This window comes from Streptomyces monomycini, assembly GCF_022271435.1.
GTDB lineage: Bacteria > Actinomycetota > Actinomycetes > Streptomycetales > Streptomycetaceae > Streptomyces > Streptomyces monomycini.
Window position 1 is genome coordinate 21762 of record NZ_JAFIQY010000057.1, and the last position, 26638, is coordinate 48399.

The window sequence follows — 26638 nt, forward strand, 5'->3', positions numbered from 1 at the left end:
GTTCGCGACAGTAGAGGAACGCTCCACTCCGCGGAAAGGACGAGAGCAGACCGGCGTCGGCACGGAGGGGCGTACGGAAGCATGCCTCCGGGCCGCACGCCATCGATCACGTCACCATGGGATGAGACGGCGCTCACCCGTACGAGTGCCGCACATCGAACGCGGTGCCCCTGCGTCCCCGCCCCCTCAAATCCCGCGACCCCGCCCAGCCCAATACGGCTCCCGCAGCCGTCGTTTGAACAGTTTGCCGGACTCGTCGCGCGGCAGGCTCTCCTCGAAGACCACGGTCCTCGGCACCTTGTACGAGGCGAGGCGGTCGGCGACGTGTCCCCGTACGTCCTCGGTGGTGAGGGCGGCGCCCGGTTCGGGTTCGACGTGGGCGGCGAGGGCTTCGCCGTACTCCTCGTCGGGGATGCCGAAGACGGCGACGTCGCGCAGGCCGTCGAGGGCGAGCAGGCAGCCCTCGATCTCGGCCGGGTAGATGTTGACGCCGCCGGAGATGACCAGGTCGTTGCGGCGGTCGCTGAGGTAGAGGTAGCCGTCGGCGTCGAGGTGGCCGATGTCGCCGATCGTGACGTAGCCGGGCAGCCGCTCGGCCTCCATCGCCGCGCGTTTGGCGGGATCGCCCAGATAGGTGAACTGCGGCCAGGTGTCGGACGGCCTGATGTAGACCTCGCCGGTCCGGCCGGTGGGCAGTTCCGCGCCGTCGGGGCCCAGGACCACCACCGAGCAGGTGCCTTCGGCCCTGCCGACGGTACCGGGGTGTGCCAGCCATTCCTGACTGTCGCACCAGGTCACAGCTCCGGTCTCGCTGCCGCCGTAGTACTCGCGGAGTACCGGGCCCAGCCAGTCGATCATGGCGTGTTTGATGTGCGGCGGGCAGGGCGCCGCGGCGTGCACGACCGAGGTGAGCGAGGACAGGTCGTAGCGCTCGCGGACGTCCTTGGGCAGGCGCAGCAGCCGTACGAACATGGTCGGCACCACCTGCGCCTGCTGGATGCGGTGGTGTTCGACCAGCCGCAGGAACTCCTCGGCGTCGAAGCGCGGCATCAGGGTGATGTCCAGGCCGCCGGCGAGGGCGAGGACGGCGTGCTGGCTGGGTGAGGCGTGGTACAGCGGTGCGGGGATCAGGGTGCGGCCGCCGGGTTCCACGGCGAAGTATTCGAGGAACTTGGCCACGGCTTCGGCCAGTTGCTCGCTGCCGACCGGGTCGCGCAGCACACCTTTCGGCCGGCCGGTGGTGCCCGAGCTGTAGATGACGGTGGACGGCCGGCGGGCGGCTTCCTCGGCAAGTGGCGGGTGGCCGGCCAGCCAGGTGTCCAGGAGGGGGTGGTCGCCGGTCGCCGGGGGCGGCGGGAAGCCGCAGGCGGCGGCTGTGCCGTCGGGTACCGGCACTTCGATGAGGCGGGCCCGCTCCGGGAGGGCCGCGGCGACGCCCGGCACCAGGTCGGTGTGGGCGAAGACGACCTTGCTGTCGCTGTCGCCGAGCACATGCCGCAGCTCGTCGTGGCGGAAGTGCCAGTTGACGGGGACGGCCGAGGCTCCCAGCCGGGCCGCTCCGGCGGCGATCTCCAGGTGCGCGGGCTCGTTGCGCATCACGATCGCGATCCGCTCCCCGGGCTCGACGCCCAGGGCGCGCAGTCCGGCAGCGATGCGCGCGGCCCGTTCCTGGAACACGGGGTAGGTGTGCTCCACTCCGGCACAGCGGATGGAGGGCGTGACGGCGTCGTCCATGGAGCCTCCAGACGGTTGCGGCTGGCGCCCATTGAACAAGTGCTTCCGGCAGCCCGCCAGAGTGCTGACACCTTGTCAGCAACATTTCGGGACAGGGCGGCGGAACGGTTCCGGCAGTGGTACGGGCGGGACGCCGGTGGCCCTGGGGACGTGGTGGCGGGCGTCCGGATGCCGCGTGAGGTCCGAGGTCTGTCGTGCGTGGGGTCGACAACCGCCCGTATCGCGCCACGGATTCGGGGCTGGTGCTCCGATGTCTGGTCCGTCGGAGGGCTTCCGGAGGAAAGCCGGGGGCCCCACCATGCGGATGGCCAGACATGGCCAGGCACGGACATGACCGGCCGGAGCGGTCGACCGGCCGGTGACCGACCGGAAGGAGCATGTGATGCGCAGCCGTACGAGATCCGCCCGGCTTCTCGGCACCCTGGGCGCGGCCACGGCCCTGCTCGGCGCCCTGCTGTCCGGCCCCGGCACACCGGCCGCGGCCGTCGCGGCAGGCCGCGGGCCCGGCCACGCTCCCCGGCAGCAGGCCGCCGGACCGGGCACGAACCACGCCGTCGACGACCCCTTCGTCTCCGAGCGCACCTCCTGGTGGCGCCAGGACCGCTTCGGCATGTTCATCCACTTCGGCGCGTACTCGAATCTGGAGGGCGAGTACACCCGGCCGGACGGGACCGTCTGCCGTAACGCCGAGTGGATCAAACGCCAGTGCGCGATCCCCACGGACGTGTACGAACGGCAGGCCGCCACCTTCGACCCGGCGGCGTTCGACGCGGAAGCGGTGGTCAGGACCGCCAAGGAGGCCGGGCAGCGCTACATCGTCGTCACGTCCAAGCACCACGACGGGTACGCGATGTGGCCGACGCGGCAGAATCGCTGGAACCTGCGTGACCACTCCGCCTTCGACCCGCACCGCGACATCCTCGCCGAGCTGAAGACGGCCGCCGACGCGGCGGGCGTCAAGCTGGGGTTCTATTACTCGATCTGGGACTGGCACGACCCCGACTTCGCGGACCCGGCAACCTTCCCGCGCTACAAGAAGCGGATGTACGCGCAGCTCAAGGAGCTGGTGGACGGGTACGACCCGGCGCTGCTGTGGTTCGACGGCGAGTGGGACGCGGACCACCCCGTCAACCGCTGGTCACCGCGGGACGGCGCCGAGCTCCAGGCGTACCTGCACCGCCTCGACCCCGGCCTGGTCGTCAACAACCGGGTCGGCAAGAAGCGCGTCGTGGACGGTGACTACGGCACGCCCGAGCAGGAGATCCCCGCGGAGCCCGTGGCCGGCCAGCTCTGGGAGAGCTGCATGACGCTCAACGACCACTGGGGTTTCGCCCGGTACGACGGCAACTGGAAGTCCACCGCCACCGTCGTCCGCAACCTGCTCGCCGTCGCCGGGCGCGGCGGCAACTACCTCCTCAACGTGGGGCCGGACCGGCACGGCCGCATCCCGCAGCCGTCCGTGGACCGGCTGCGCGCCACGGGCCGCTGGCTGGCCGCGCACGGGCAGGGCGACGCCGTGTACGGCGCCGGGCACACGGGGCTGGTCGCCGAGCCGTCGTGGGGCACGGTGTCGCGGAAGGGCGACGCCCTCCACGCGTCCGTCACCGACTGGCCCGCCGCCGGGAAGTCGCTGCACCTGACCGCCAAGGCGCCCTTGCGCGTCACGTCCGCGCGGGTGCTGGGCAGTTCGCGGAAGGTCACCGTCACCCCGGCGGGCGACGGTTTCGACCTCACGCCGTCCGGGCCGCCCACCGGCCCCGAGGCGACCGTCATCCGGCTCGCCGTCCGGCCGCCGGCCGCCGCGCCCGCCGGGCACGGCACCGGGCTGACGGCGCGGAGCTGGGCGAACGACAGGTTCGCCGGGCCGCCCGCGGTGACCACCGTCGATCCGGTGATCAACAAGTCCTACCGCTTCGACGGCTCCCCCGCCGTCAGCATTCCGGCGGACCACTTCGCCACCCGCTGGACCGGCACGATCCGGCCGCTGTACAGCCAGCCGTACACCCTCACCGTCGTCTCCGACGACACCGTACGGGTGTGGGTGGACGGCCGGCTCGTCATCGACAGCACCGTTCCGCACGAGCCCCGGACCGACCGGGCGTCCGTCGCGCTGACCGCCGGGCACCGGCACACCCTCCGCGTCGAGCACACCGAACGGACCGGTGAGGCGCACATGAAGCTGCTGTGGTCGAGTCCCGGTCAGGAGCAGCGGATCGTGCCGCGGAGCGCGCTGTATCCGTCCTGAGGGGGCTGCGTGAGTCCCGAGGATGTCCGTGCGTCGCTCAGCTCGTCCATGCGTCCCTGGCTGTGTCCGTGCGTCGCGCCACGGTGGCCGCCGTACCCGCTCCTATCCTCGGTGAACATGAGCCAACACGAAGAGGACAAGAACGGTCCCGATGCGGAAGGGACCGGACATCACGCCGAGATTCTGCGCCGGCACGGTGAGGCCATCGCCCTGTTCGGCAGCCGGGTGCACCGGGTGCGGGACGAGCAGTGGGACGACCCGACCCCGTGCGCCGAGTGGTCGGTGCGCGATCTGGTCGGCCACCTGACCGTGGAGCAGCTGTGGGTGCCCCGGCTGGTGCGGGACGGCGCCACGATCGAAGAGGTCGGGGACGCCTACGACGGTGACCAGCTGGGCGACGACCCGGCCGGCGCCTGGGACCGGGCGGCGGTGGCCGCGGTCGCGGCGTTCTCCGAGCCCGGCGCGCTGGACCGTACGGTGCATCTCTCGTCCGGGACCGGTACGGCCGCCGGGTACTGCTCGCAGATGATGATGGACGCGGTGGTCCACTCCTGGGACCTGTCCCGGGCGATCCGCGCCGACGAGAACCTGCCGCAGGACCTGGCGGCCGCCGCCCTGCGCGAGGTCGAGCCGTACGCGGACGAACTCGCCGGTACGTCGATGTTCGCCGAACCCGTCACGCCGCCGCCCGGTGCCGACGACCTCACCCGGCTGCTGTGCCTGCTGGGCCGCCGGCCGTGACGACCGACGGCGCCGGCCGGCCGGAGTCCGTGGACCGTGCGTGGCCCGCGGGCCGGCCGTCCGGTGCGGCGGTCCCGGTCAGTCGATGCCGCGGAAGATGTGGGTCTCGGTGGGGTCGTCGTCGCAGCCGGCGACTCTGACCGGGACACAGCGGCCCCAGACCTCCAGATTGCGGACTTCCTTGATCCGACCCGGCCGCTCGCCCGGCTTGGGCCGCGGCTGCTTGCGTTGCGCGTTTTCCAATGCCACCACGCACTCCTTCATCGAGGGAACACTTCCGACGCGGTGGCGCCTTCGCACAAACCGGGATGTCGGCCAGGGTTTGCGGCACTTCCCGCGACGGGCCAAGGGTGTTGGCATCTACCGGACAGGCCGTCCGTCGTCCACCAGATTAGCGACCGCGACCGGCGACCGCTCGACATTTACCGGATATGAAGTCAAGTCGGGGACAATGCAGAGATTCCGCCTCGTCCCGCGCACCGGTCGCCGCACCGGCTCCGGCGGGCTCCGCGGCCCCGCCCGTCCGCCGCCCGGCGCCCTTCCGGTTGTCGTCCGGCGTTCACCCGGTTGCCGTACCCGCCACCGTACCGGGCCCTACTTCAGCAGCCGGGACATCCGCCGGTCGGCCAGCAGCTTGCCGCCGGTCTGGCAGGTGGGGCAGTACTGGAGCGAGGAGTCGCTGAAGGAGACCTCGCGGACGGTGTCACCGCAGACCGGGCACGCCTCGCCGGTACGGCCGTGCACCCGCAGCCCGCTCTTCTTCTCCTTCTTCAGCTGCCCGGCCGCCACCCCTCTGGACCGTTCCACCGCCGCCAGGAGCGTGTCCCGTACGGCGGCGTACAGCCGGGCCGTGTCCTCGGGGCCGAGGCGGGCGGCGGGCTTGAAGGGGGACATACGGGCCGCGTGCAGGATCTCGTCGGAGTAGGCGTTGCCGATGCCGGCCAGCACGCTCTGGTCCCGCAGTACGCCCTTGACCTGCCGCCGCTCCCCCTTGAGCAGGGCCGCCAGGGACTCCTCCGTGAAGTCCGCCGCGAGCGGGTCGGGACCGAGCCGGGCGACACCGGGGACCTGCGCCGGGTCGGTCACGCAGTACACCGCCAGCCGCTTCTGCGTACCGGCCTCGGTGAGGTCGAAGCCGGGCGCCGGGCCGGTTCCTCCGGTGCTCAGCCGGACGCGGAGGGCCAGCGGGCCCTTGCCGGGGCGCGGCGGGGCGTCGGGCAGGGCGTCCTGCCAGCGCAGCCAGCCGGCGCGGGCCAGGTGGATCACCAGGTGCAGGCCGCCGACGGTGAGGTCCAGGAATTTCCCGTGCCGGGCCACCGCCGTGACCGTGCCGCCTTCGAGGGCGGTCAGCGGCGGGTCGTACGTCTTGAGCACGTTGACGGCGGCGGGCTGGGCGCGGACCAGGACCCGGCCGACGGCGTGCCCGTCGAGGAATTCCCGCAGGGCTTCGACTTCCGGCAGTTCGGGCATGGTTCCAGCCTGCACGGTGCGGCGGTCCGGTACATCTCGTGCGCGCCGCGCGCCGGACGGGCGGCGCGGTGCCCGGCGGTGCTAGGGATGGTCCTGTGGACTGGTTCACGGAGAGCGACGTGTGGCTGGGGCGGCTGGTGTTCCAGCGGATGCTGGCCGTGCTGTATCTGGTGGCGTTCGTGGCGGCGGCGCGGCAGTTCCGGGCGCTGCTGGGCGAGCGCGGGATGACGCCGGTGCCGGACTTCCTGCGCCGGGCGCCGTTCCGCAAGGCGCCCTCGGTGTTCCACTGGCGCTACTCGGACCGGTTCTTCGCGCTGTGGTCCTGGGCGGGCGCCCTGCTGGCCGCGGCCGTGGCCGCCGGGGCGGCCGACGCCGTGCCGCTGGGCGTGGCGATGGCGATGTGGGCGGTGCTGTGGGCGATGTACCTGTCGATCGTCAACGTCGGACAGACCTGGTACAGCTTCGGCTGGGAGTCGCTGCTGCTGGAGACCGGGTTTCTCGCCGTCTTCCTCGGCAACGACGACACGGCGCCGCCGGTGCTCGTGATGTGGCTGCTGCGCTGGCTGCTGTTCAGGGTCGAGTTCGGGGCCGGGCTGATCAAGATGCGAGGTGACCGCTGCTGGCGTGATCTGACCTGCCTCTACTACCACCACGAGACGCAGCCGATGCCGGGCCCGCTCAGCTGGTTCTTCCACCGGCTGCCCAAGCCGCTGCACCGGGTGGAGACGGCTGCCAACCACTTCGCGCAACTGGTGCTGCCGGTGCTGCTGTTCACGCCGCAGCCGGTGGCCACCTGGGCGGCGCTGGGGATCGCCGTGACGCAGCTGTGGCTGGTGCTGTCCGGCAACTTCGCCTGGCTGAACTGGCTGACCGTCGCCCTGGCCCTGTCCGCCGTGGACGTCTCCTGGCTCGCCGACGCGCCCGCGTCCGCCTCCGCCGCTCCCCCGGTCTGGTTCGCGGTGCTGACCGTGGCCGTCACCGTCTTCGTCGCCTACCGCAGCTACCGTCCGGTACGCAATCTGCTGTCCCGGCAGCAGCTGATGAACACCTCTTTCGACCCGCTGCACCTGGTCAACTCCTACGGGGCCTTCGGCAGCGTCACCCGCGTCCGCCGGGAGATCGTGATCGAGGGCACGGACGCGCCGGTGGCCTCGCCGGACGCGGTGTGGCGGGAGTACGGGTTCCGGGGCAAGCCAGGCGGGGTACGGCGGCTGCCGCGCCAGTTCGCGCCCTATCACTTGCGGCTGGACTGGCTGATGTGGTTCGCGGCGCTGTCGCCCGGCTACGCGCGCAGTTGGTTCGGGCCGTTCGTGGAACGCCTGCTGGAGAACGACCCCGACACGCTGCGGCTGCTGCGCCACAACCCGTTCCCGGACGCGCCGCCCGCGCTGGTGCGGGCCCGGCTGTTCCAGTACCGCTTCACGACGTGGCGGGAACTGCGGGAGACCGGTGCATGGTGGCACCGTACGGAGCTGCGGGACTTTCTTCCGCCGACGGGAGCAGCTCGGCGCGGAACGCGATGACCATGTCCCGGGCGTGCCGCAGTCCGATGCGCCCGAAGTCGCGCTCCAGTTCGTCCAGTTCGGTGAGCGTCTGGTCCTTCGAGCCGCCCATCCGGGAGCGGGACTTGACCAGCCCGAGGCGGGAGAGGGCGGTGCCGCGCGGCTCGTGCATGGCCTCGAACTCGCGCAGCGCGCCGTCGTAGACCGCGCAGGCCTCGGCGTAACGCCCGGCCCGGAACAGGACGTTGCCGCGCATCTTGTGGTTGTAGGCGAGGGCGCTGGCGAGGTCCATGGTGCGGCAGATGGTCTCGGCTTCGCTGAGCAGGGTCAGGGCCTGTTCGGTGTGGCCCTGTACGGACAGGACGTCGGCCACCCCGCGCAGCGACCAGGCGCGGCCCCGTGCGTCGTCGCCGTCGGCGGCTATCCGGGCGGACTCCTCGAACAGCTCCAGGGCCTTGGCGTAGTCGCCGGTGTTGCGGTGCATCTGCGCGATGCCGGACATCGCCCACACCATGTGGCGGGCCTCGCCGTGCGCCCGTGCCTGTTCGAGCAGTTGCTCGTGCAGGTCGGCGACGGCGGCGTAGTCGCCCTGTATGCGGCCGGTCTCGGCGAGTCCGGCGAGGGAGTAGCCGTGCGCGAGGCGGTCGCCGCCCTCGTCGGCGAGGGTGACGGCCAGGGCCAGCAGCCTGCGGGCGAGTGCGAGGGAGCCGCACTGGCGGGCGAGCGTGCCGCCGCTCCACAGGGCCCAGGACATCGCGCCGCGGTCATCGGCTCCGCGGGCGCTGCGGTAGCTGTCGCGCCAGGCCGTGCGGGCCTCGTCGACCCGTCCCAGACGCCGGTTGGCCTCGGCGACGGCGAGGGAGGCACGGGCGCGCTCCAGATCCGTGCGGGCGTCGCGCCGCGCGCGGCGGGCCGTGGTGAGCACGTCCTCGTAGGACGAGTTCACACTGAGGGCGGTGCCCAGCTCGCCTTGGTACTCCGGGGCGAATGCCTTGCCGTACATGAATCCGTGGCCTCCTGGTCGTGCATGTGCTTGATCACGAAGCTACGGAAGGGAGGGGGTCCGGCGAATCCCTCCACGGATTGGTCGTGCCGTATGCCTCCGGTCCTACGCGAGGGGGACCTGGTCATCATCGGGACGTACGGGTCGTCCGGCCTTCGGCCGACACCGGAGCGCCCCGCGAGCCGCGGCGCGCCCCTTGCCGGGGCGGCCGGTCCGGGCCACGCTGGCTGCCGACCGCGATCTCCGGACCCCGAGGTGTGGCATGGACAGCAGGGCACGGACAGAGACCGGCCGCCGCCGCTTCCTGCGTACGGTCGTGGCGGGCGCCGCGCTGACCGCGGCCGGCGGCAGCCTGGGCGGCGCGGCCGCGTCCGGGGAGGCCGCGTCCGGGCAGGCCGGGTCCGGTGCTCGCCCCCGGCCGTACGCGGTCCGGCCGCTGCTCCTGGGTACGTACACCTCCGTACCGGGCGGCGGCACCGGCGTGGGCCTCGGCAGATACCACACGACCCGCGGCCGGATCACCGCGACCGGGGTGATCGACGGCATCGGCGACCCGTCCTACCTGGCCCTCTCACCCTGCGGCCGGACCCTGTACACCGTCAATGAGCAGCAGCAGGGGGCGGTGACCGCCGTCGCCCTGCGCGCCGACGGCCGCCACCGGGTCCTCGGCAGCCGCTCCACCGGCGGCGCCGGGCCGTGCCACCTGTCCGTGCACCCCGGCGGGCGCTGGCTGCTGAGCGCCAACTACCTGTCGGGCAGCGTCGCCGTGCACCCCGTCGATCCGGCCCGGTACGGCGCGCTCGGCGAGCGTACGGACCTGGTCACCCACACTGCTCCCCCGCCGGGGCCGGGGCAGGACGGACCGCACGCGCACCAGATCGTCACCAGCCCGGACGGCCGCCACGTCCTCGCCGTCGACCTGGGGAACGACACCGTCTACACCTACCGGTTGGACACCACCGCCGGAAAGCTCACGCAGGTCTCGTACGTCACGCTGCGCCCCGGCGCGGGCCCGCGGCACCTCACCTTCCACCCGTCGGGCCGCTACGCCTATCTGGCCAACGAGGTGGACAACACCGCCGTGGTCTGCGCGTACGACCCGGCCGCCGGCACACTCACGCCGGGCGCGCCGCAGTCCACCGGGACCGGCCCCGGCACCAGCTACCCGGCGCAGTTCCTGGTGACCCGCGACGGCGCCTTCGCCTACCTCGCCAACCGCGGCCACAACAGCCTGACGCGCTACGCGGTCGAGGCGGCGGGCGCCCGGCTGCGGCTGCTGGACACGGTGCCGTCCGGCGGCGACTTCCCCCGCCACCTCGCCTTCTCGCCGGACGGGCGGCTGCTCTTCGCGGCGCATCAGGGATCGGGGGCTGTGACGGTGTTCGCGGTGGGCGCCCGGGGCGGGCTGCGGCGGCTGGGTGAGCCGTTCGCGGCGCCGGTTCCGGTGTGCGTGCTGCCGCTCTGACGCCCGGGGACCTCTGCCCCGGCAGCCGAAACACTGCGGCAACAGCCCCGCAGGAATGCGCCGATAGCGTCGGCCCGCATGAGTACGGGATCACCACGCGACACGGCACCGGCCACCGCGGCGGACAGCGGACAGGCCGACGGGCAGAGCGGCGGGCCGGCCGAGGGGCAGGCCGGCGGGGACCTGCGCAAGGGCCTCCAGCGGCGCCACATGAGCCTGATCGCGCTGGGCGGCGTGATCGGCGCGGGCCTCTTCGTGGGCAGCGGCGTGGTCATCCGGTCCACCGGCCCGGCCGCCGTGCTGGCGTTCCTCGCCGCCGGTCTCCTCACCGTCCTGATCATGCGGATGCTGGCGGAGATGACGGTGGCCCGGCCGGCCCTCGGCTCGTTCTACGCCCATGTGCGGGAGGCCCTGGGGCACCGCGCCGGTTTCACGGTCGGCTGGCTGTACTGGTACTTCTTCGTGATCGTGGTGGCCGTCGAGGCGGTGGCGGGCGGCCGGATCGTCCGGCTGTGGCTGCCCGGCGTGCCGCTGTGGGCCGTCAGCCTGGCCCTGATGGCGCTGCTGACCGCGACCAACCTGGTCTCGGCCCGCTCCTTCGGCGAGTTCGAGTACTGGTTCTCGTCGGTGAAGGTCATCGCGATCGTGGTGTTCCTCTTCCTCGGCGCGCTGTACCTGACCGGGCTGTGGCCGCAGGCCCACGGCGGCCTGGCGCACCTCACCGACTCCGGCGGCTTCGCGCCCGCGGGGGCCGGCGCGGTCCTGGCGGCGGTGGTGCCCTGCGTCGGCTTCTTCACCGGCGCGGAGATCGTGACCGTCGCGGCGGCCGAGTCGGTGGAGCCGGAGCGCGCCGTGGCGGCGGCGATCCGCTCGATCGTGCTGCGCGTGGTGGGTTTCTACGTGCTGTCGGTGCTCGTCGTCGTGGCGGTCGTGCCGTGGACCTCCCCGGCCGTCGAGGTCAGTCCGTACGCGGCGGTGCTGGACCGGCTGGACGTGCCCGCCGCCGCCACGGTCATGAACGCCGTCGTTCTGATCGCCGTGCTCTCCTGTCTCAACTCCGCGCTCTACACCTCGTCGCGGATGCTGTTCGCCCTGACCCGCAACGGGGACGCGCCGCGCGGCTTCACCCGGCTCAGCCGCGGCGGGGTGCCGCGCCGGGCGCTGCTCGCCGGGACGTCCGCCGGTTATCTGTCGGTGATCGCGGCGTGGACCTCCCCCGACGTCGTCTTCCGGTTCCTGATCAACTCCTACGGTGCCGTCGCCCTGTTCGTCTACCTGGCGATCGCGGTCGCCCAGCTCCGCCTGCGCCGCAAGCTGGAACGCGAGGAACCGCAGCGGCTGACGCTGCGGATGTGGCTGTTCCCCTGGCTCAGCCGGGCCACCGTCGCGCTGATGGCCACGGTGATCGTGGCGATGGCCTTCCTGCCGGACAGCCGGGCGCAGTTCTGGCTGAGCCTGCTCACGGTGGGTGTGGTCCTGGCGGCCTACGAGGTACGGCGGCGGCGCGCCACCGGCTGAACCGGATGGACCCGGTGCGCGGCCGCCGGAGCCTGTGGTGTGCAGGCCGTCCGCGGCGCCACGGACGGCCTGCCGGTGCCCACCGCTTCCCGCGGCGGTCCGCCCGCCCCCAGCCGGACCGCCGTTCCATGGGAATTCGTCACGGGGAATTCCCGGGAGGGTGGGAAGGGATTACCTACCGCTTTTCTTCGTGGCCGGCCGAACTCCGGCCGGCCGATTTACGGTTTGTCGGCTTACCGTCAGCCGGTGCCGGAACGGCGTACGGCGAGTCGCGTTCCCGGGTGGATGAGGTCCGGATTCGCCCCGATCACCTGGCGGTTGAGGCGGTAGAACTCCCGCCAGCCCCAGCCGTACGCGTACGCGATCCCGCTCACCGTCTCCCCGGGATTGACGACATGCCCGCCGGAGGCCCGCCGGGGCCGGGCGTCGCGCTGCTTGTACGGCTTGGCGTGGCCGTACCGGCTGCCGGACGCGTCCCGGTGCCGGGGGCTGCGCAGCCGCTCGCGGTACCGGCTCGAACTGTTCGTGCGGGCCTGGGTGTCGGCGCGCGGCGCCGACCGCCGGGCGGACTCCGGAGCGCTGTGCCGCGCGCCGGACGAGCGCAGGCCGAGCCGGGCCGAACAGGCCGGCCAGGCGCCCCAGCCCTGACGGGCCAGCACCCGTTCGGCGATCCTGATCTGCTGGGCCCGGGACGCCCGCGCGGCCCGGGACCCGTACCTGCCGCCGCCGAAGGAACGCCAGGTGGAGTGGGCGAACTGCAGTCCGCCGGAGTAGCCGTTGCCGGTGTCGGCCCGCCAGTTGCCTCCGCTCTCGCACCCGGCCAGCCGGTCCCACGTGGCACCGCTGCGGGCCTCGGCCGGCCCTTCGGCCGCCACGTTCAGCGCGCCGGCCGCCAGCAGGACCGCCGCCGCCGTCGCTCCTCGGGCCCCACGCCCCCGGACCTCACCGCGTCCGCTCGTTTCCGTTCCCTGAGGAAATTCCATCGACCTGTGCTCCCGTCGCTCACCGCTCGGTTTCCCGGCGGCCTTGGGGATGCATGACGTCCCGTGGAAGCACGCTCTTTCCCGGCTTTTCCGCGGGCTTTCCCCGTGGTTCCACCGAGTTTCTGCGGTGCGTTTTCCGAGCCGTCATGAATTCGACGAGTACGAGACAACCACGGCCACCGACGGCACCGGCAGAGCGCGCGGTAGCGCCTCGGCGGTCCGTCCTGCCTCCGCACCGCCGGAGTGGGGGCCGACGGCTCCGCATGGCACCCCCTTCTGCCGGGTAGGGGCGCACCCCCGGTGACGGAGCGCATGGTCTGCCCGGGCGTATCGAGCGCTTGTCCGAGCCGGGGGTGCCGCAGGAGCGCGTTCGGGGGCTCGGGGCACGCGCGGCGGGCGTCCGCACGCACCGCGCACGGGCCCCCGGGGCGGCGCAACGCCACCCTCCCCGCGGAGGGTTTGGTTCCGGTACGGCGGGCGGCCGCTCAGACCGGTACGAGCGTCACCTCGGTCGCCTTCACGCTCACCCAGACCTCGGTGTCCTCGGCCAGACCGAGTTCCGCGGCGGCCTGCGGGGTGATCTCGCCGACCAGGTCGGGCACCTCCGGCGACCCGACGAGGACCCGCAGCCGGCCGCCGAGCGCGGTGATCTCCCGTACCCGGCCCGGCCAGACGTTGCGCGGGCTGCCGGACGGGCGGGTGCGGTGCACGGATACCGCTTCGGGGCCGATGACCGCCAGCGCGCCGGTGCCCTCGGGCAGCGGGTCGGCGGCGACCAGCCGCCCGGCGCCCGTCATCCGCAGTCCGTCGCCGGTGGCGGTGCCCGGCCACGCGTTGCGGCCGAGCATCCGCGCCACCCACGGCGAGCGCGGATGCCGGGTCACCTCGGCGGGGACGGCGTCCTGGATGGTGCGCCCGTCCTCCAGGACCAGGACGCGGTCGGCGAGCGAGACCGCTTCGACCGGGTCGTGGGTGACCATCAGGCAGACGCCGCCGAAGCCGGCCAGGTGCCGGCGCAGGGTGTGCCGGACGTGCGCGCGGGTGCTCTGGTCGAGGGCGGCCAGCGGCTCGTCGAGCAGCAGCAGGCGGGGGCGGGCGGCCAGCGCGCGGGCCAGTGCGACCCGTCCGGCCTGGCCGCCGGAGAGCTGGGCGGGCCGGCGGTGCGCGAGGTGGCCGACGCCGAGCCGGTCCAGCCACAGCCGGGCCTCGCGGCGGGCCTCGGCACGGCCGGTGCCGTGGGCGCGCAGCCCGTACGCCGTGTTGCCGAGGGCCGTCAGGTGGGGGAAGAGCGCGCCGTCCTGCGGGACCCAGGCGACGCCGCGGCGGTGCGGCGGCAGGGTACTGACGTCCCGCTCGCCGAGCGTCAGTGCGGCGTGCGCCCGCGGCGTGAGGCCGAGCAGGGCGCGCAACAGCGTGGTCTTGCCCGCGCCGTTGGGGCCGACGACGGCGATGGTGGTGCCCGGGGCGGCGTCGAGGGTGAGCCGGTTGAAGCCGGTGACGTCCGCGTGCAGCGGCCACCGCTCGGTGCGGGAGCCGTCGCCGGGGCCGTCGGGGGCGGTGGGGGCCGCGTCGGCGCCCTCGGCGTGCGCGGTGGTGGCGGCGGGCGGGCCCGGGGAGGCGGGCGTGCCGGGGGCTGCGGTTGCGCCGGTCATGTGGTCGGGCCACGTGCCGCCGGCATCCGGTGCCCGGTCACCGTCCGCGTCCGTACGCGTCACCGCGCCGCTCGTGCGCCCCCGGGCCGTGCCGCCCCCGCCCGCCCATCTGCCGCGCAGCGCGACCAGGACGGCCGTCGCGATGACGAGGAGCAGGAGGGAGACGGAGGTGGCGGCCTCGGTGCTGTCCTGGAGGAGCAGGTAGACCTGGAGGGGCAGGGTCTGGGTGACGCCCGGCAGGTTGCCCGCGAAGGTGATGGTCGCGCCGAACTCGCCGAGCGCCCGCGCCCAGGTCAGGGCCGCTCCGGCGGCGAGCCCGGGGGCGATCATGGGGAGGGTGACCGTACGGAAGACGCGCAGCGGGCCGGCGCCGAGCGAGGCCGCCGTCTCCTCGTAGCGCACATGCAGTCCGGCCAGCGCGCCTTCGAGGCTGATGACCAGGAACGGCATCGAGACGAAGGTCGCGGCGACCACCGCGCCCGCGGTGTGGAACGGCAGTTGCACACCGAACCAGCTCTCCAGCCGGCCGCCCAGCAGGCCCCGCCGCCCGAAGCCGAGGAGCAGCGCCACACCGCCGACGGTCGGCGGCAGCACCATGGGCAGCAGCACCAGGGAGCGCACCACGGCCTTGCCGGGGAAGTCGACGCGCGCGAGCAGCCAGGCCAGCGGCACGCCGAGCAGCAGGGACAGGCCCAGCGACCAGAAGGACACCACCAGGGAGATCCGCAGGGCCTCGGTGACCTCGGGGGAGGTCAGATGGGTGCCGAGGTCGCCCCAGGACGTCCGGGCGAGGATGCCCGCCATGGGGACGAGCAGGAACGCCACCGCCAGGACGGCGGGCAGCGCGAGGGCGAGGGGGGCGCGCAGGCCGGGGGCGGCGGCCCGCCCCCGTTCGCGGTGGTGGCGCTTCATCGGAAGACGGCTCGGATCACGGCTCGGGGCACAACTCGGGTCACGGCTCGGGTCACGGCTTCTGGAAGCCGGCGTCGCGCAGGAGCTTCTGCGCCTGCGCGCCCCCCAGCCACTTCACGAAGGCGTCGGCCTCCTTCTGGTGCTGCGAGACCTTGAGCGTGGCCGCCGGGTACTCGGCGATCGCGTTCTGCTCGTCCGGCACCTGGACGGCGTCCACCTTGTCGGGCGCGGTCATCGCGTCGGTGGCGTAGACGATGCCCGCGTCCGCCTCGCCCAGCTCGACCTTGCTCAGTACCCCGCGCACGTCCTGCTCCTGGGAGACCGGCTGCACCGTGATGTCCTGCCGGTCCAGGACCTTCTTGCTGTAGCGGCCGACGGGGACGGCGGGCGCGGCGAGCACGACCTTGAGTTTGTTGGTGGAGGCCAGGTCCTTCAAACCCGTGATGTGCTTCGGGTTTCCCTCGGCTGTGGCGATGACCAGGCGGTTCTTCGCGATGATCTGCGGCGCGCCGGTCTTGCCGTGCAGCCCGTCCATGGTCCGGGTGTCCGCCGTGACCAGGGCGTCGGCCGGGAAGTCCTGGTTGACCTGGGCCGCGAGCTGCTGGGAGCCGGCGAAGGAGAACTTGACCGTGACGTCGGGGTGTTCCTTGTGGTACGCGTCGGCGGCCTTGGCGAAGACGTCGGTCAGGGACGCGGCGGCGAGGACCTTGAGGGTGGTCCTGCCCTCGGCCGCGGACGAGTCGTCACCGCTGCCGCAGGCGGCGGTGAGCGGGGCGAGGACGGCGACGGCCAGGGCCGCGGAGACAGCGCGGCGACGGGTGACGCCGAAGGTGCGGGACATCGGGATCGGCTCCTTGGGGACGAGGCGGGGCGGGCGCGCGTCAGGCGCGGTCGACATGGACATTGGTCGACTTCACGCGGGCGGTGGCCCGCACGCCGACCTCCAGTCCGAGTTCCTCCACCGCTTCCCGGGTGAGGAGGGAGACCAGCCGGTGCGGACCGGCCTGGATCTCCACCTGTGCCGCCACGTCGCCCAGCTTGATCGCCGTGACGATGCCGGGGAAGGCGTTGCGGACCGAGGTGTGGGAGGTGTCATCCTCCGTGGTGCCGTTCTTGGCGAGTTCGGTGGAGAACGCGGCCAGGTCGCGGCCGTCGATCAGCCGGCGGCCGGATTCGTCCCGGTGGGTGGGGACCTTGCCGGCGTCCGCCCAGCGGCGGGCCGTGTCGGGGCTGACGCCGAGCAGGCGTGCGGCCTGGCCGATCGTGTAGGACTGCATGTGCGGCACCGTATGGCAGATCATCTCTCATCTGCAATTACTCCGTGGGAAAGCACCTGGCAAGTGCGAGGCCCGTTGGAGGAAGCGACAAGGATCCCGGTGGCGCGGACGACCGGCGGTGCGGCACTCCGGGCGGGTGGCACGGGGGCGCAGACCGGACATACCAGGGGGCGGAGCGTCGGCCGGGTGAGCGAAGCCGTACTCTTCTGGGAGGGATTCGGAGGGCGTGGCGTAACACGGAGGGAGCGCGAACCGATGGGTACTCCTACTTCTTCAGCCCGTTCCGCGGTCCGCGGCAGGTCGATCATGAAGAGGCTACGGCCGGACACCGCGCGCCGCGACGTGCCGCCGTCGCACGAGCGCCCCGTCCTGCACACGGTTCCGCACCCCTCCCCGGACCGCCCCCTCCCCCTGCGGCTCGCCGACCTCGCCGTCGCCGCCTGTACGGCGCAGACGGTGCTGGCCCCGAAGCCGGACCCGCTCGCACTGCACGCCGCCGAGCTGCTGCACGCCCCCTTCGCCTCCATGGCCGAGGCCGCCATGGGCCGGCCGCTGGACCGGCGGCTGCGCGAGCAGCTCGGGCGGCTGGGCCGGGCGGGTGAGCAGCGGGCCCTGGAGGCGGGTGCGGGCGCGCCCGGCAAGCGGGGCGCGCTGTGGTCCGTGGGCCTGCTGGTGGCCGGTGCCGCCGCCACGAACTGCCGTTCGGACGTGGAGACCTGTGAGGCCGCCGCCACCTTGGCGCGCCTGCCGGACGGCGGCGCCCCGGCGGCCAGCCGGTCGCCCGGCGGCCGGGCCCGGCAGTACTACGGCGTGCCCGGCGCCGTCGGCCAGGCCCGTTCCGGCTTCCCGAACGTGCTGGGGGTGGCCCTGCCCGCACTGCGCCAGTCGCGTGCGGCCGGCGCCTCCGAGGTGACGGCCCGGATGGACGCGCTGCTCGCGCTGCTGTCCACGCTCGACGACACGACGCTGCTCCAGCGCGGCGGTTCGCAGGGCCTGCTGTCGGTGCAGATGGACGCGCGTGACGTGCTGTCGTCGGGCGGTTTCGGCACCGCGCGCGGGCGGAAGGCGTTCGTCCGGCTGGACGCGCGGATGACGCGTAACGGGCTGACGGCGGGCGGGAGTGCGGCGCTGCTGTCGGCGGCTCTCTTCCTGGACTTCCTCTTCGAGGGCCGCTGAGGCTTTCGCCGCAGAGGCTGCTCGGGGCTGGGAGCTACGGGGCCGTGGCCGCCGGAGCCTCCCGGTGGCGCGGCCCGAGGGGCTCTTTCCAGAGGCGTCTTCCCCTCAGACCGCGCTGTCCGGCGCCACGTACTGCCGCAGCAGATCGCGCAGCTCGCCCTCGAAGGAGTCGTAGCGACGGCGCAGTTCGGCACCCGGCCAGTCGGCCGGGAGCAGGGCCTCCGGCAGCAGCGGGTCCGCGAGGAGGTGCCGCAGTACGGCGGCCGAGACCGTGAAGCGCCCGGCCGGTGACGTGGCGTCGGACAATGCGGCCAGCAGCGCGCGGGCCCGCGCCGCCCAGCCGTCCAGGTCCCACAGCCCGCGCGCCAGCTCCGCCGGGTCGTCGTCCGGAGTGCCGGTGAACAGGGTGCACTGCCGGGTGATCACGGGCGGGCGGCCGCGTTCCAGGTTGCCGGGGCGCAGCCAGGTGCCCTCGCGCAGTTCGGCGAGGCGCAGTTCCGCCATGGCCTGGCGCAGCGCGGTGCGTTCGGCGGCGGGGCGGGCTTCGGCGGTGACCACGGCGACCTCCCAGCCGCCGGTCCAGCGCCGGGTGCGTGGCGTACGGCTCTCGTCCTGCCGCGCCTGGCGCTCCAGCAGCCGCGCGGTGAGTCCGTACATGCCGTCGTCCTGCTGGAGGTCACCGGCGGCGACCATCCGGGACAGCGCGACGCGCACGGTGCCCTCGGCGATGCCGAAGAGTTCACCGACGCGTACCAGGGCGCGTGCCGGGAGGCGGGGCGGATGGTGGCCGAGGAGAGTGCTGAGCACGATGGAACGGGCGGTGAGCGGTCGCAGGCCGAGGTGCCGCGTGTCGTCGCGTACGGAGTCGCGCGGAGAGAGGCGCACGGAGTCGCGTACGGAATCGCGTACGGAATCGCGTACGGAGGGGTCGTCGTCCATCGGGCGGAATCCTAGGAGGCGCCCGGCGGGTCGGCGACGGCCTTGTCCCCCACCGGCTCCCCCGCCTTCCTCTCCAGCTTGTCCTTGTTGTCCAGCTCCCACCCGAGGAAGGAGAACAGCACGATCAGAATGCCGCCGCAGACGATCGCGCAGTCGGCGAAGTTCATGATGCTGAAGCCGCGTACGTGGAGGAAGTCGACCACCGCGCCCTGGAAGTCGCCGGGAGTACGGAAGAGGCGGTCGGTCAGGTTGCCGAGCCCGCCGCCCAGCAGCAGGCCCAGCGCGATCGCCCAGGGGGCGCTGTAGAGCTTGCGCGCCAGGCGGACGATCACCACGGTGACGGCCACGGCGATGAGCGTGAACAGGATGGTGGTCGCCTCGCCGATGCCGAACGCCGCGCCGGAGTTGCGCAGCACCCGCAGCTCCAGCCAGTCGCCGAACACCTTGACGGGCGCGCCGTGCTCCAGCTCCGCGACCACGGCCACCTTGCTGCCCAGGTCGAGCAGGTAGGCGGCGCCCGCCACCGCCACGAGCAGCGGCACCCGCCGCCTGCCGCCCGCGCGCCCCGTACGGTCCGCACCGCTCTCCCCGGTGGTCCGGCCCGGTTTCGTCACGTTCAGTCCCCTCGCAGTCCGTCGGTCGCCTCCACCCTAAGCGGGCCGGGCTCAGGGGCCGATTCCGATGATCACCGACCCCACCGCATTACACCCTTCCCACGCCTGTATGAAATCTGTAACGTCCACGGTATGACCGTCACCCATGAAGTCGTGAATCAGGCGCCGCCGCTGACCGGGTTCAGCACGGCGGACGATCCGGCCCTGCTGGAGGCGCTGCACCGGGCGGGCGCCGGGTGGGGCGCGCCGGAGGTGCGGGAGCTGGGCGCGCTCGCCGGGACGGAAGCGGTGCAGGAGCAGTCCCGGGCCGCCGAGGAGCAGCCGCCCCGGCTGCGCACCCACGACCGTTTCGGCCACCGGATCGACGAGGTGGAGTTCCACCCCGCCTGGCACCAGCTGATGACCGTGGCGGTGGAGCACGGGCTGCACGCCGCGCCGTGGGCCGAGGCCCGGCCCGGCGCCCACCTCGTGCGTGCCGCCAAGTTCTACGTCTGGTCGCAGGCCGAGCCGGGGCACGGCTGCCCGGTCTCCATGACGTACGCCGCCGTCCCCGCCCTGCGCTCCGCACCGGCGCTGGCGGAGCAGTACGAACCGCTGCTGGCGGCCCGCACGTACGACTACGGACTGCGGCCCCCGCTGACCAAGGCGGGCCTGATCGCGGGCATGTCGATGACGGAGAAACAGGGCGGCTCCGACGTCCGGGCCAACACCACCCGGGCGGTGCCGGCCGACGACGGCACGTACCGCGTCACCGGGCACAAGTGGTTCACCTCCGCGCCGATGAGCGACGTGTTCCTCGCGCTCGCGCAGACGGCGGAGGGGCTGAGCTGCTTCCTGCTGCCGCGCGTGCTGCCGGACGGCACACGCAACGGGATGCGGCTGATGCGCCTGAAGGACAAGCTGGGCAACCGCTCCAACGCGTCCTCCGAGATCGAGTACGACGAGGCGGTGGCCTGGCCGGTCGGCGAGCCGGGGCGCGGTGTGCGGACCATCGTCGAGATGGTGAACATGACGCGGCTGGACTGCGTGATCGGCACGGCGGCCGGGATGCGCGCCGGACTGCGGCAGGCCCTGCACCACACCGCGCACCGCCACGCGTTCGGCCGTGCGCTGTCCGAACAGCCGCTGATGCGGGCAGTACTGGCGGACCTGGCGATCGAGTCGGAGGCGGCGACGACGCTGGCGATGCGGCTGGCGACCGCCGTGGACCGGGCCCAGGGCGGGGACGCGCAGGAGGCCGCGCTGCGCCGGCTGGGGCTGGCCGTCGGCAAGTACTGGGTGTGCAAGCGGGGCAGCGCGCACGCCGCGGAGGCCCTGGAGTGCCTGGGCGGCAACGGGTACGTGGAGGAGTCGGGCATGCCGCGGCTCTACCGGGAAGCCCCGTTGCTGTCGATCTGGGAGGGCTCGGGCAACGTCGCCGCGCTGGACGTACTGCGTGCCCTCGGCAAGGAACCGGCCGCACTGGACGCGTACTTCGCGGAGGTGGACGCGGCCGCGGGCGCCGACCGGCGGCTGGACGCCGCTGTCGCGGGCATCCGCAAGATGCTCGGCACGCTCGACGATCCGGAGCGGGCGCAGCGCGCTGCCCGGACGCTGGCGGAGCGGATGGCGCTCGCGTTCCAGGGCGCGCTGCTGGTCCGGCACAGCCACCCGGCGGTGGCCGACGCGTTCTGCGCCTCGCGGCTCGACGGGGAGTGGGGGAACGCGTTCGGGACGCTGCCGGCCTCGGCCGATCTGACGGCGATTCTGGATCGGGCGCGGCCCGTGGCTGCCGGGGAGGGCGCCGGATGACCGGCGGGAGCCCGGGTGGCGGGCCGGTGGGCGGGCCAGGTGACGGGCCAGGTGGCGGGCCGGTGGGCGGCTCGGGCCTGGGGCCGGACGACGGCCCGAACGGGGCGCCGGACGACGGACCGGCCCGCACCGTACGGGTCGAGCGTTCCGGCCCGGTGACGACGGTCGTCCTCTCCCGCCCGGAGGCACGCAACGCCGTGGACGGCTCCACGGCGCGCCAACTGGCCGACGCCTTCCGTGCCTTCGCGGCGGACGACGACGCGCACGTCGCGGTCCTGTGGGGCGAGGGCGGCACGTTCTGCGCGGGCGCCGATCTCAAGGCGGTCGGCACCGAGCGCGGCAACCGGGTCGCGGCCGACGGCGACGGACCGATGGGCCCCACCCGGATGCGGCTGGACAAGCCGGTGATCGCCGCGGTCGGCGGGCACGCGGTGGCCGGCGGCCTGGAGCTGGCTCTCTGGTGCGACCTGCGGGTCGCCGAGGAGGACGCGGTCTTCGGAGTGTTCTGCCGCCGCTGGGGCGTGCCGCTGATCGACGGCGGTACGGTACGGCTGCCCCGCATCGTCGGCACCGGCCGGGCCCTGGACATTGTGCTGACCGGGCGGCCGGTGGGTGCGGCCGAGGCGCTGGGGATGGGCCTGGTCAACCGGGTGGTGCCGCCCGGACGGGCGCGCGCGGAGGCCGAGGAACTGGCCGCCGCCATCGCCCGCTTCCCCCAGGCGTGCCTGCGCAGCGACCGCGCTTCCCTCCTGGCCCAGGAGGGTTTGCCGGAGCAGGCCGCCATGGCCGCGGAACTCCGGTACGGGGGAAGTGTCCTGGCGGACGCGATGAAGGGCGCGGCGCGCTTCGCTTCGGGGGCGGGGAGGCATGGGGCGATGGACGCGTAGACACGTGGTGCGGAACGGTGGCGCCTCCGCCGACGGGCGATGGCCTCGTGGCGGGCCGGTGGCGCCTCCACCGACGAGCCATGGACACGTAACGGACCGGTGGCGCCTCACCCGGCGAGTGTCGCCTCCGGCGCCGTACGGGGAAACGCTCGGCGGTAGTCGGACGGCGAGACTCCGACGCGCTTGAGGAAGTGGTGGCGCAGGTTGTTCGCCGTGCCGAGGCCGCTCAGTTCGCCGATCTTCTCGACCGGCAGGTCGGTCGACTCCAGCAGACTCTGGGCGCGCGCCAGACGCTGGTCGAGGAGCCATTGCAGCGGAGTCGTGCCGGTGGCCGCCTGGAGGCGCCGGTAGAACGTCCGTGGACTCAGCGCGGCGCGCTCCGCCAGGTCTTCCACCGTCAGCGGCTGGTCGAGGCGGGCGCGCGCCCAGGCCAGGACGGGGGCCAAGCCCTCGTCGTCGGTGGCGGGCACGGACAGGTCGATGAACTGCGCCTGGCCGCCGGGCCGGTGGGCAGGTACGACCATCCGGCGGGCCAGTTGGTTGGCGACGTGCGCGCCCAGGTCACGCCGTACCAGGTGGAGGCAGAGGTCCAGGCCCGCCGTCAGCCCGGCGCTGGTGAGCACGTCGCCGTCGTCCACGTACAGCACCGAGTCGTCGACCCGCACCTTCGGGTAGCGCGCGGCGAGCTGGGCGGTGTGCATCCAGTGGGCGGTGGCACGGCGGCCGTCGAGCAGTCCGGCCTCGGCGAGCGCGAAGGCCCCGGTACACAGGGACACCATGCGGGCGCCCGCGTCGTAGGCGCGGCGCAGCGCGTCGATCAGGGCCGACGGCAGGGGCCTGCCCTCCTCCACGCAGGGGTCGGGCACGGAGGGGACGACGACTGTGTCCGCGCCGACGAGATCGTCCAGGCCGTACGGGGTACGCAGCGCCAGCCCGGCCCCGGCCGCCGGGCCGGCGCCCCGCTCGCCCGTGCCGCACAGCCGCAGGTCGTACCAGGGGTCGGCCAGGTCGGGCTGCGGCTTGCCGAAGACCGTGCAGGGGATGCTCAGTTCGTACAGGTCCCAGGACGGGACGCCGATCTCCTCGGTCACGACCACCGCGACGGTTCCTGCGCTCATGCCCGAAGGATAGGGCCCGCACGGCACGGCAAACCCGTGGCAGGAATTTGGTGGCGGTCGTCAGTACTGCCACTGGTTCCGGCCCCCGCGCGCTGCGAGCGTGACCCCTACGTGATCGACCGCCGCCGGTGCGAACATCCCGCCGGCGGCTCTACGAGGAGACGCACATGGGGAACGAAGGCGCGGCCGTGACGGTGCTCGGGCTGGGATCGATGGGGTCGGCGCTGGCGGCCGCGCTGGTGGCGAAGGGGCATGCCACGACGGTGTGGAACCGTTCGGCGCACAAGGCCGAAGCGCTGGCCGAGCGCGGTGCCGTCGCGGCGGCGACGCCCGCCGAGGCCGTGGCGGCAAGCCCGCTCGTCATCGCCTGTGTGCTGGATTGTCCGGCGCTGCACACCGTCCTCGACCCGGTGGCGGACACGCTGGCGGGCAAGACGCTGGTCAACCTCACCTCCGGCTCGCCGGAGCAGGCCGCCGAGGCTGCCGCGTGGGCACGGGCGCACGGCGCCGGCTACCTCGACGGCGCGATCATGACCACCCCTCCGGGCGTCGGCAGCCCCGAGACGATGTTCCTCTACAGCGGCCCGCGCACGGTGTTCGACACCCACCGCGCCACCCTCGCGGCCTTGGGCGACCCGCTGCACCTGGGCACCGACCCGGGGCTGGCGTCGCTGTACGACGCCGCGCTGCTCGGCCTGATGTGGGCCGCCCTGACCGGCTGGCTGCACGGCACCGCGCTGGTCGGCGCGGAAGGCGTCCGGGCCGCCGACTTCACTCCGGTCGCGATCCGCTGGCTGGGCGCGGTGACCGGCTTCCTGACCGCGTACGCGCCCCAGGTGGACGCCGGGCACTACCCGGGCGACGACGCCACCGTGGACGTCCAGATCGCCGCGATCGACCACCTCCTGCACGCCGCGGCGGCCCGCGGCATCGACAACGCGCTGCCCGCCCTGCTGAAGGCCACCATGGAACGGACCCGTGCCGCGGGCCACGGCACCGACAGCTACGCGAGCGTGGTCGAGGTCCTGAAGAGCGGGACGGACGCCCGGTGACCACGACCACCACGACCGCCCCGCCCCTCCTGCCGGTGCCGCCCGCCACCGCGTGGCCCGGTCTGCTGGCCGCCGCCACCGACACCTGCCTGGGCGCCCTCCTCGAAGGAGCGGACCAGGACTGGTCGCGCCCCGCCGACGGCCTCGCCTGGACCTGCCGGGAAACCCTCGACCACCTCGCCCTCGGGCTGACCGGATACGCGGGCCTGCTGATCGCCCGCCCCACCGACCGCTACATCACCCTCTTCGCCTCGCTCGACCCCCAGGCTCCGGTCCCGGCCTGCCTGGAGGGGCTGCGCATCGCGGCCCGCCTGCTCGGGGCGACGGTCCGCGACACCCCGGCCGAGGTCCGCGCCTGGCATCCCTGGGGGCACGCGGACGCCGTCGGTTTCGCCGCCATGGGCATGACGGAACTGCTGCTCCACACGTACGACATCACCCGCGCCCTCGGGGTGACCTGGACTCCGGACAGCGGTCTGTGCGCCGCTGTCCTGGCCCGCCTGTTCCCCGGCGCCCCGGCGACTCCGCCCGGACACGAGCCGTTCGACGTCCTGCTCCAGCGCACGGGCCGGACCGCCCTTCCCGGACTGCCGCGGCGCACGGAGTGGCAGTGGGACGGCTCGGTGCACTGACGTCCCGCCCGCCCCTCCCCGGGGGGGCGGCATTGAACGCGTTCAACTCGTCCCGTACTGTCTGACGCGACGGGTTGAACGCGTTCAAACCGGCTCCGTGCCGGGTCTGGGGGACTCATGACCACACTGGTCGACCTCATCGTCATGCTCGGCATGTTCGTCGTGGTGCCGACCGGCCTCGCCCTGATCGGCGAACCGGGCACCCAGTGGCTACGGCGCCGCTGGCCCCTCGCCGCCACGGCGGGCTCGGTGGCCCTGTGGCTGCCACGCGGAGCCGCCGCCACGGCACTGGCCGCCGCCTACGCGCTGGCCACCCTCGCCCTCGCCCTGCACGCACCGCGCCGGCTGGTCCGCACCCGCAGCCTCGCCCCGGGTGAGATCGCCGTACTGACGGCTCTGGTCACCCCGGCCGTCGCCGGCACCGCCCTGGTCGCCGAGCGCTCGGGCCACCAGCTGTTCGGCTTCGACCTGGAAATCCTGTCGCTGACCGTGCCGCACTTCCACTTCGCCGGATTCGCCGCCGCCCTGGTGGCCGGACTCGTCTGCCGCGCCGCGCGCCCCGGCCGGGCCGGCCCGCTCGCCGCGCTCAGCGTGCCCGTGGGCACCCTGTTCGTCCTGGCGGGCTACTTCGTCGACGACTGGGCCGAACTGGCCGGCGCGGTGATCCTCACCACCGGCATGTGGCTGGTCGCCCTGGTCACCTGGCGGGACGTCCGTACCACCGCGCCGGACCGGACCACCCGGGCCCTGCTCGGCACCTCGGCCGTCGTCCTCGTCGCGACCATGCTGCTCGCCCTGAGCTGGGCACTCGGCGAGGCAACCGGCATCCCGCACCCCACACTGGCATGGATGGCCGCCACCCACGGCCTGGGCAACGCGCTCGGCTTCGCCCTGTGCGCGCTGCTCGCCTGGCGCCGCCTCAGGGACGAGCCCGCCGCGTCCCCTCCGGCCGCCCCCGTACCCGCGTGACCGCTCCACCGACCGCCCCGGCCGCCACATCCACCGCCACCCGCATCCACCGCCACCCGAGGAAGCAGGCCCCCATGACCACCGGCAGCACCTCCGCCCCCAGCCCCTTCAACTACGCCGAGCAGGGCGCCACCCGCCACCGTCCGCTGCCCGGCGGATACCGCCAGCTGCACGAGGCCACCTACCTCGGCCACGGCCGCGCGGTCCTCGAAGCCGCGGGCCACGCGGTCACGTCCTTCCGGATGCACCGCGCGGCGGGCGTCCGGGTGCGGGCCTCGGCGCCGGAGGCCGCGCCCGGCGTCCGGGTGGAGTGCGCCCTGGGGCTCGGCCCCGCCCGGCTGTGGGCGCCGTGCCGGGTGGTGTGGAGCGAGTACGAGAGCGAGCGCATCGGCTTCGCGTACGGCACGCTGGCCGGCCACCCGCAGCGCGGCGAGGAGTCCTTCGTGGTCGAGATGCGGGAGGACGGCGCGGTGTGGTTCACGATGACGGCCTTCAGTGTGCCGGGCCGCTGGTACACCCGGCTGGCGGGGCCGGTGGTGCCGGTGTTCCAGCGCCTGTACGCCCGGCACTGCGGCCGGACACTGCGCCGGCTGGCCCGTCGCGCCCGCTGACCCGAAGGCCGGCCGGGAGGCCGGGTGGCGTGGCACGCCCGGGCCGTGCCACGCCGTACTTGCCAGACGTCCACACGGCGTTCATGGCTCCGTCACCAGTTGCCCCGCCGCCCGTGAGAGAAAGCCAGCCATGTGCGACGACGAGCTGATCCCGCCGCGGGCGGACCTGACCGAGGACCAGTGGGCGCGGACGGCCAGCACCGGCCCCGCCGGCACCGCCGTACCGGACGGCACGGCGGACGCGCCGGCCGGTGCGCGCGGTGTGCACCGGCGGACGCTGCTGGGCGGGGCGGTGGCGGGAGCGGCGCTGGCCGCGCTGCCGTTCGGGGCGCAGCGGCCCGCGGTCG

The 26638-nt window shown here is 73.7% G+C and carries 23 protein-coding genes and 1 pseudogene; 13 read left to right on the forward strand and 11 right to left on the reverse strand.

What is annotated here, in order from left to right:
- Nucleotides 1-186: 186 nt before the first annotated feature.
- Nucleotides 187-1734 carry an AMP-binding protein gene (locus JXZ78_RS37135; RefSeq protein WP_030022474.1) on the reverse strand — a complete coding sequence of 516 codons (1548 nt, stop codon included), beginning with the start codon at nucleotides 1732-1734 and terminating at the stop codon, nucleotides 187-189.
- A gap of 382 nt (nucleotides 1735-2116) precedes the next feature.
- Between JXZ78_RS37135 and JXZ78_RS37140 the strand changes: the two genes are divergently transcribed.
- Nucleotides 2117-3979, forward strand: coding sequence for an alpha-L-fucosidase (locus tag JXZ78_RS37140; RefSeq protein ID WP_030022473.1), 1863 nt, complete (start codon nucleotides 2117-2119; stop codon nucleotides 3977-3979).
- 117 nt (nucleotides 3980-4096) lie between these two features.
- Nucleotides 4097-4720: a TIGR03086 family metal-binding protein gene (locus JXZ78_RS37145; RefSeq protein ID WP_050502781.1), complete on the forward strand. Its 624-nt coding sequence runs from the start codon at nucleotides 4097-4099 to the stop codon at nucleotides 4718-4720.
- A 78-nt stretch (nucleotides 4721-4798) separates the two neighbouring features.
- On the opposite strand, the gene JXZ78_RS37150 is transcribed toward JXZ78_RS37145, so the two are convergent.
- Nucleotides 4799-4969 (reverse strand): hypothetical protein, encoded by a 171-nt coding sequence (locus JXZ78_RS37150; protein ID WP_154806360.1) that lies wholly within the window; start codon nucleotides 4967-4969, stop codon nucleotides 4799-4801.
- Nucleotides 4970-5314: 345 nt separating this feature from the next.
- Nucleotides 5315-6190, reverse strand: coding sequence for an Fpg/Nei family DNA glycosylase (locus tag JXZ78_RS37155; protein WP_030022470.1), 876 nt, complete (start codon nucleotides 6188-6190; stop codon nucleotides 5315-5317).
- Nucleotides 6191-6285: 95 nt separating this feature from the next.
- On the opposite strand from JXZ78_RS37155, the gene JXZ78_RS37160 reads away from it, so the two are divergent.
- Nucleotides 6286-7713 carry a lipase maturation factor family protein gene (locus tag JXZ78_RS37160; protein WP_030022469.1) on the forward strand — a complete coding sequence of 476 codons (1428 nt, stop codon included), beginning with the start codon at nucleotides 6286-6288 and terminating at the stop codon, nucleotides 7711-7713.
- Here JXZ78_RS37160 and JXZ78_RS37165 read toward each other — a convergent pair.
- The gene (locus JXZ78_RS37165; RefSeq protein WP_033038879.1) at nucleotides 7610-8695 is read right to left on the reverse strand and encodes a tetratricopeptide repeat protein; all 1086 of its coding nucleotides are present in this window, start codon (nucleotides 8693-8695) and stop codon (nucleotides 7610-7612) included. The two genes, JXZ78_RS37160 and JXZ78_RS37165, sit on opposite strands and share 104 nt — an antisense overlap.
- Nucleotides 8696-8957: 262 nt before the next feature.
- On the opposite strand from JXZ78_RS37165, the gene JXZ78_RS37170 reads away from it, so the two are divergent.
- Complete coding sequence (locus JXZ78_RS37170) at nucleotides 8958-10160, forward strand: lactonase family protein (RefSeq protein WP_030022467.1); 1203 nt, start codon at nucleotides 8958-8960, stop codon at nucleotides 10158-10160.
- A gap of 78 nt (nucleotides 10161-10238) precedes the next feature.
- Nucleotides 10239-11678 (forward strand): amino acid permease, encoded by a 1440-nt coding sequence (locus JXZ78_RS37175; protein ID WP_030022466.1) that lies wholly within the window; start codon nucleotides 10239-10241, stop codon nucleotides 11676-11678.
- A gap of 239 nt (nucleotides 11679-11917) precedes the next feature.
- Here JXZ78_RS37175 and JXZ78_RS40550 read toward each other — a convergent pair whose 3' ends face one another.
- From JXZ78_RS40550 to JXZ78_RS37200, 4 genes are all read right to left on the reverse strand, one after another.
- Complete coding sequence (locus JXZ78_RS40550; RefSeq protein ID WP_033038876.1) at nucleotides 11918-12661, reverse strand: LysM peptidoglycan-binding domain-containing protein; 744 nt, start codon at nucleotides 12659-12661, stop codon at nucleotides 11918-11920.
- A 485-nt stretch (nucleotides 12662-13146) separates the two neighbouring features.
- A complete protein-coding gene (locus JXZ78_RS37190) occupies nucleotides 13147-15225 on the reverse strand; it encodes an ABC transporter permease (protein WP_030022464.1) in 2079 nt (692 codons plus the stop codon).
- A 52-nt stretch (nucleotides 15226-15277) separates the two neighbouring features.
- A complete protein-coding gene (gene modA, locus JXZ78_RS37195) occupies nucleotides 15278-16066 on the reverse strand; it encodes a molybdate ABC transporter substrate-binding protein (protein WP_030022463.1) in 789 nt (262 codons plus the stop codon).
- 40 nt (nucleotides 16067-16106) lie between these two features.
- Entirely contained in the window at nucleotides 16107-16502 is a 396-nt protein-coding gene (locus tag JXZ78_RS37200) for a TOBE domain-containing protein (RefSeq protein ID WP_030022462.1), read from the reverse strand.
- Between the two features lie 306 nt (nucleotides 16503-16808).
- Between JXZ78_RS37200 and JXZ78_RS37205 the strand changes: the two genes are divergently transcribed.
- Nucleotides 16809-17678 carry a triphosphoribosyl-dephospho-CoA synthase gene (locus JXZ78_RS37205; protein WP_050502780.1) on the forward strand — a complete coding sequence of 290 codons (870 nt, stop codon included), beginning with the start codon at nucleotides 16809-16811 and terminating at the stop codon, nucleotides 17676-17678.
- Nucleotides 17679-17783: 105 nt separating this feature from the next.
- On the opposite strand, the gene JXZ78_RS37210 is transcribed toward JXZ78_RS37205, so the two are convergent.
- Together JXZ78_RS37210 and lspA are read right to left on the reverse strand one after the other, a co-directional pair.
- On the reverse strand, nucleotides 17784-18617 hold the full coding sequence (locus JXZ78_RS37210; RefSeq protein ID WP_078624493.1) for a PaaX family transcriptional regulator C-terminal domain-containing protein: 834 nt from the start codon (nucleotides 18615-18617) through the stop codon (nucleotides 17784-17786).
- 11 nt (nucleotides 18618-18628) lie between these two features.
- Nucleotides 18629-19231, reverse strand: a complete 603-nt coding sequence (lspA, locus tag JXZ78_RS37215; protein WP_063726136.1) for a signal peptidase II — start codon at nucleotides 19229-19231, stop codon at nucleotides 18629-18631.
- Between the two features lie 132 nt (nucleotides 19232-19363).
- Between lspA and JXZ78_RS37220 the strand changes: the two genes are divergently transcribed.
- Together JXZ78_RS37220 and JXZ78_RS37225 are read left to right on the forward strand one after the other, a co-directional pair.
- Complete coding sequence (locus tag JXZ78_RS37220; RefSeq protein ID WP_030022458.1) at nucleotides 19364-21022, forward strand: acyl-CoA dehydrogenase family protein; 1659 nt, start codon at nucleotides 19364-19366, stop codon at nucleotides 21020-21022.
- Between the two features lie 77 nt (nucleotides 21023-21099).
- Entirely contained in the window at nucleotides 21100-21909 is an 810-nt protein-coding gene (locus JXZ78_RS37225; protein ID WP_050502784.1) for a crotonase/enoyl-CoA hydratase family protein, read from the forward strand.
- Between the two features lie 107 nt (nucleotides 21910-22016).
- Here JXZ78_RS37225 and JXZ78_RS37230 read toward each other — a convergent pair whose 3' ends face one another.
- Nucleotides 22017-23006 carry a GlxA family transcriptional regulator gene (locus tag JXZ78_RS37230; protein ID WP_425274960.1) on the reverse strand — a complete coding sequence of 330 codons (990 nt, stop codon included), beginning with the start codon at nucleotides 23004-23006 and terminating at the stop codon, nucleotides 22017-22019.
- A gap of 188 nt (nucleotides 23007-23194) precedes the next feature.
- Here JXZ78_RS37230 and JXZ78_RS37235 point away from each other — a divergent pair, with 188 nt between their 5' ends.
- The 5 genes and pseudogenes from JXZ78_RS37235 to JXZ78_RS37255 form a co-directional block, all read left to right on the forward strand.
- Nucleotides 23195-24079, forward strand: a complete 885-nt coding sequence (locus JXZ78_RS37235; RefSeq protein WP_030022455.1) for an NAD(P)-dependent oxidoreductase — start codon at nucleotides 23195-23197, stop codon at nucleotides 24077-24079.
- Complete coding sequence (locus JXZ78_RS37240; protein WP_050502778.1) at nucleotides 24076-24711, forward strand: maleylpyruvate isomerase N-terminal domain-containing protein; 636 nt, start codon at nucleotides 24076-24078, stop codon at nucleotides 24709-24711. Before JXZ78_RS37235 ends, JXZ78_RS37240 begins: the two co-directional genes overlap by 4 nt.
- Nucleotides 24712-24828: 117 nt before the next feature.
- A complete protein-coding gene (locus JXZ78_RS37245; RefSeq protein ID WP_030022453.1) occupies nucleotides 24829-25680 on the forward strand; it encodes a YndJ family protein in 852 nt (283 codons plus the stop codon).
- A 74-nt stretch (nucleotides 25681-25754) separates the two neighbouring features.
- Nucleotides 25755-26291 (forward strand): DUF1990 domain-containing protein, encoded by a 537-nt coding sequence (locus JXZ78_RS37250; protein WP_030022452.1) that lies wholly within the window; start codon nucleotides 25755-25757, stop codon nucleotides 26289-26291.
- 130 nt (nucleotides 26292-26421) lie between these two features.
- Nucleotides 26422-26638: pseudogene (locus tag JXZ78_RS37255) on the forward strand (metallophosphoesterase); the annotation flags it as partial.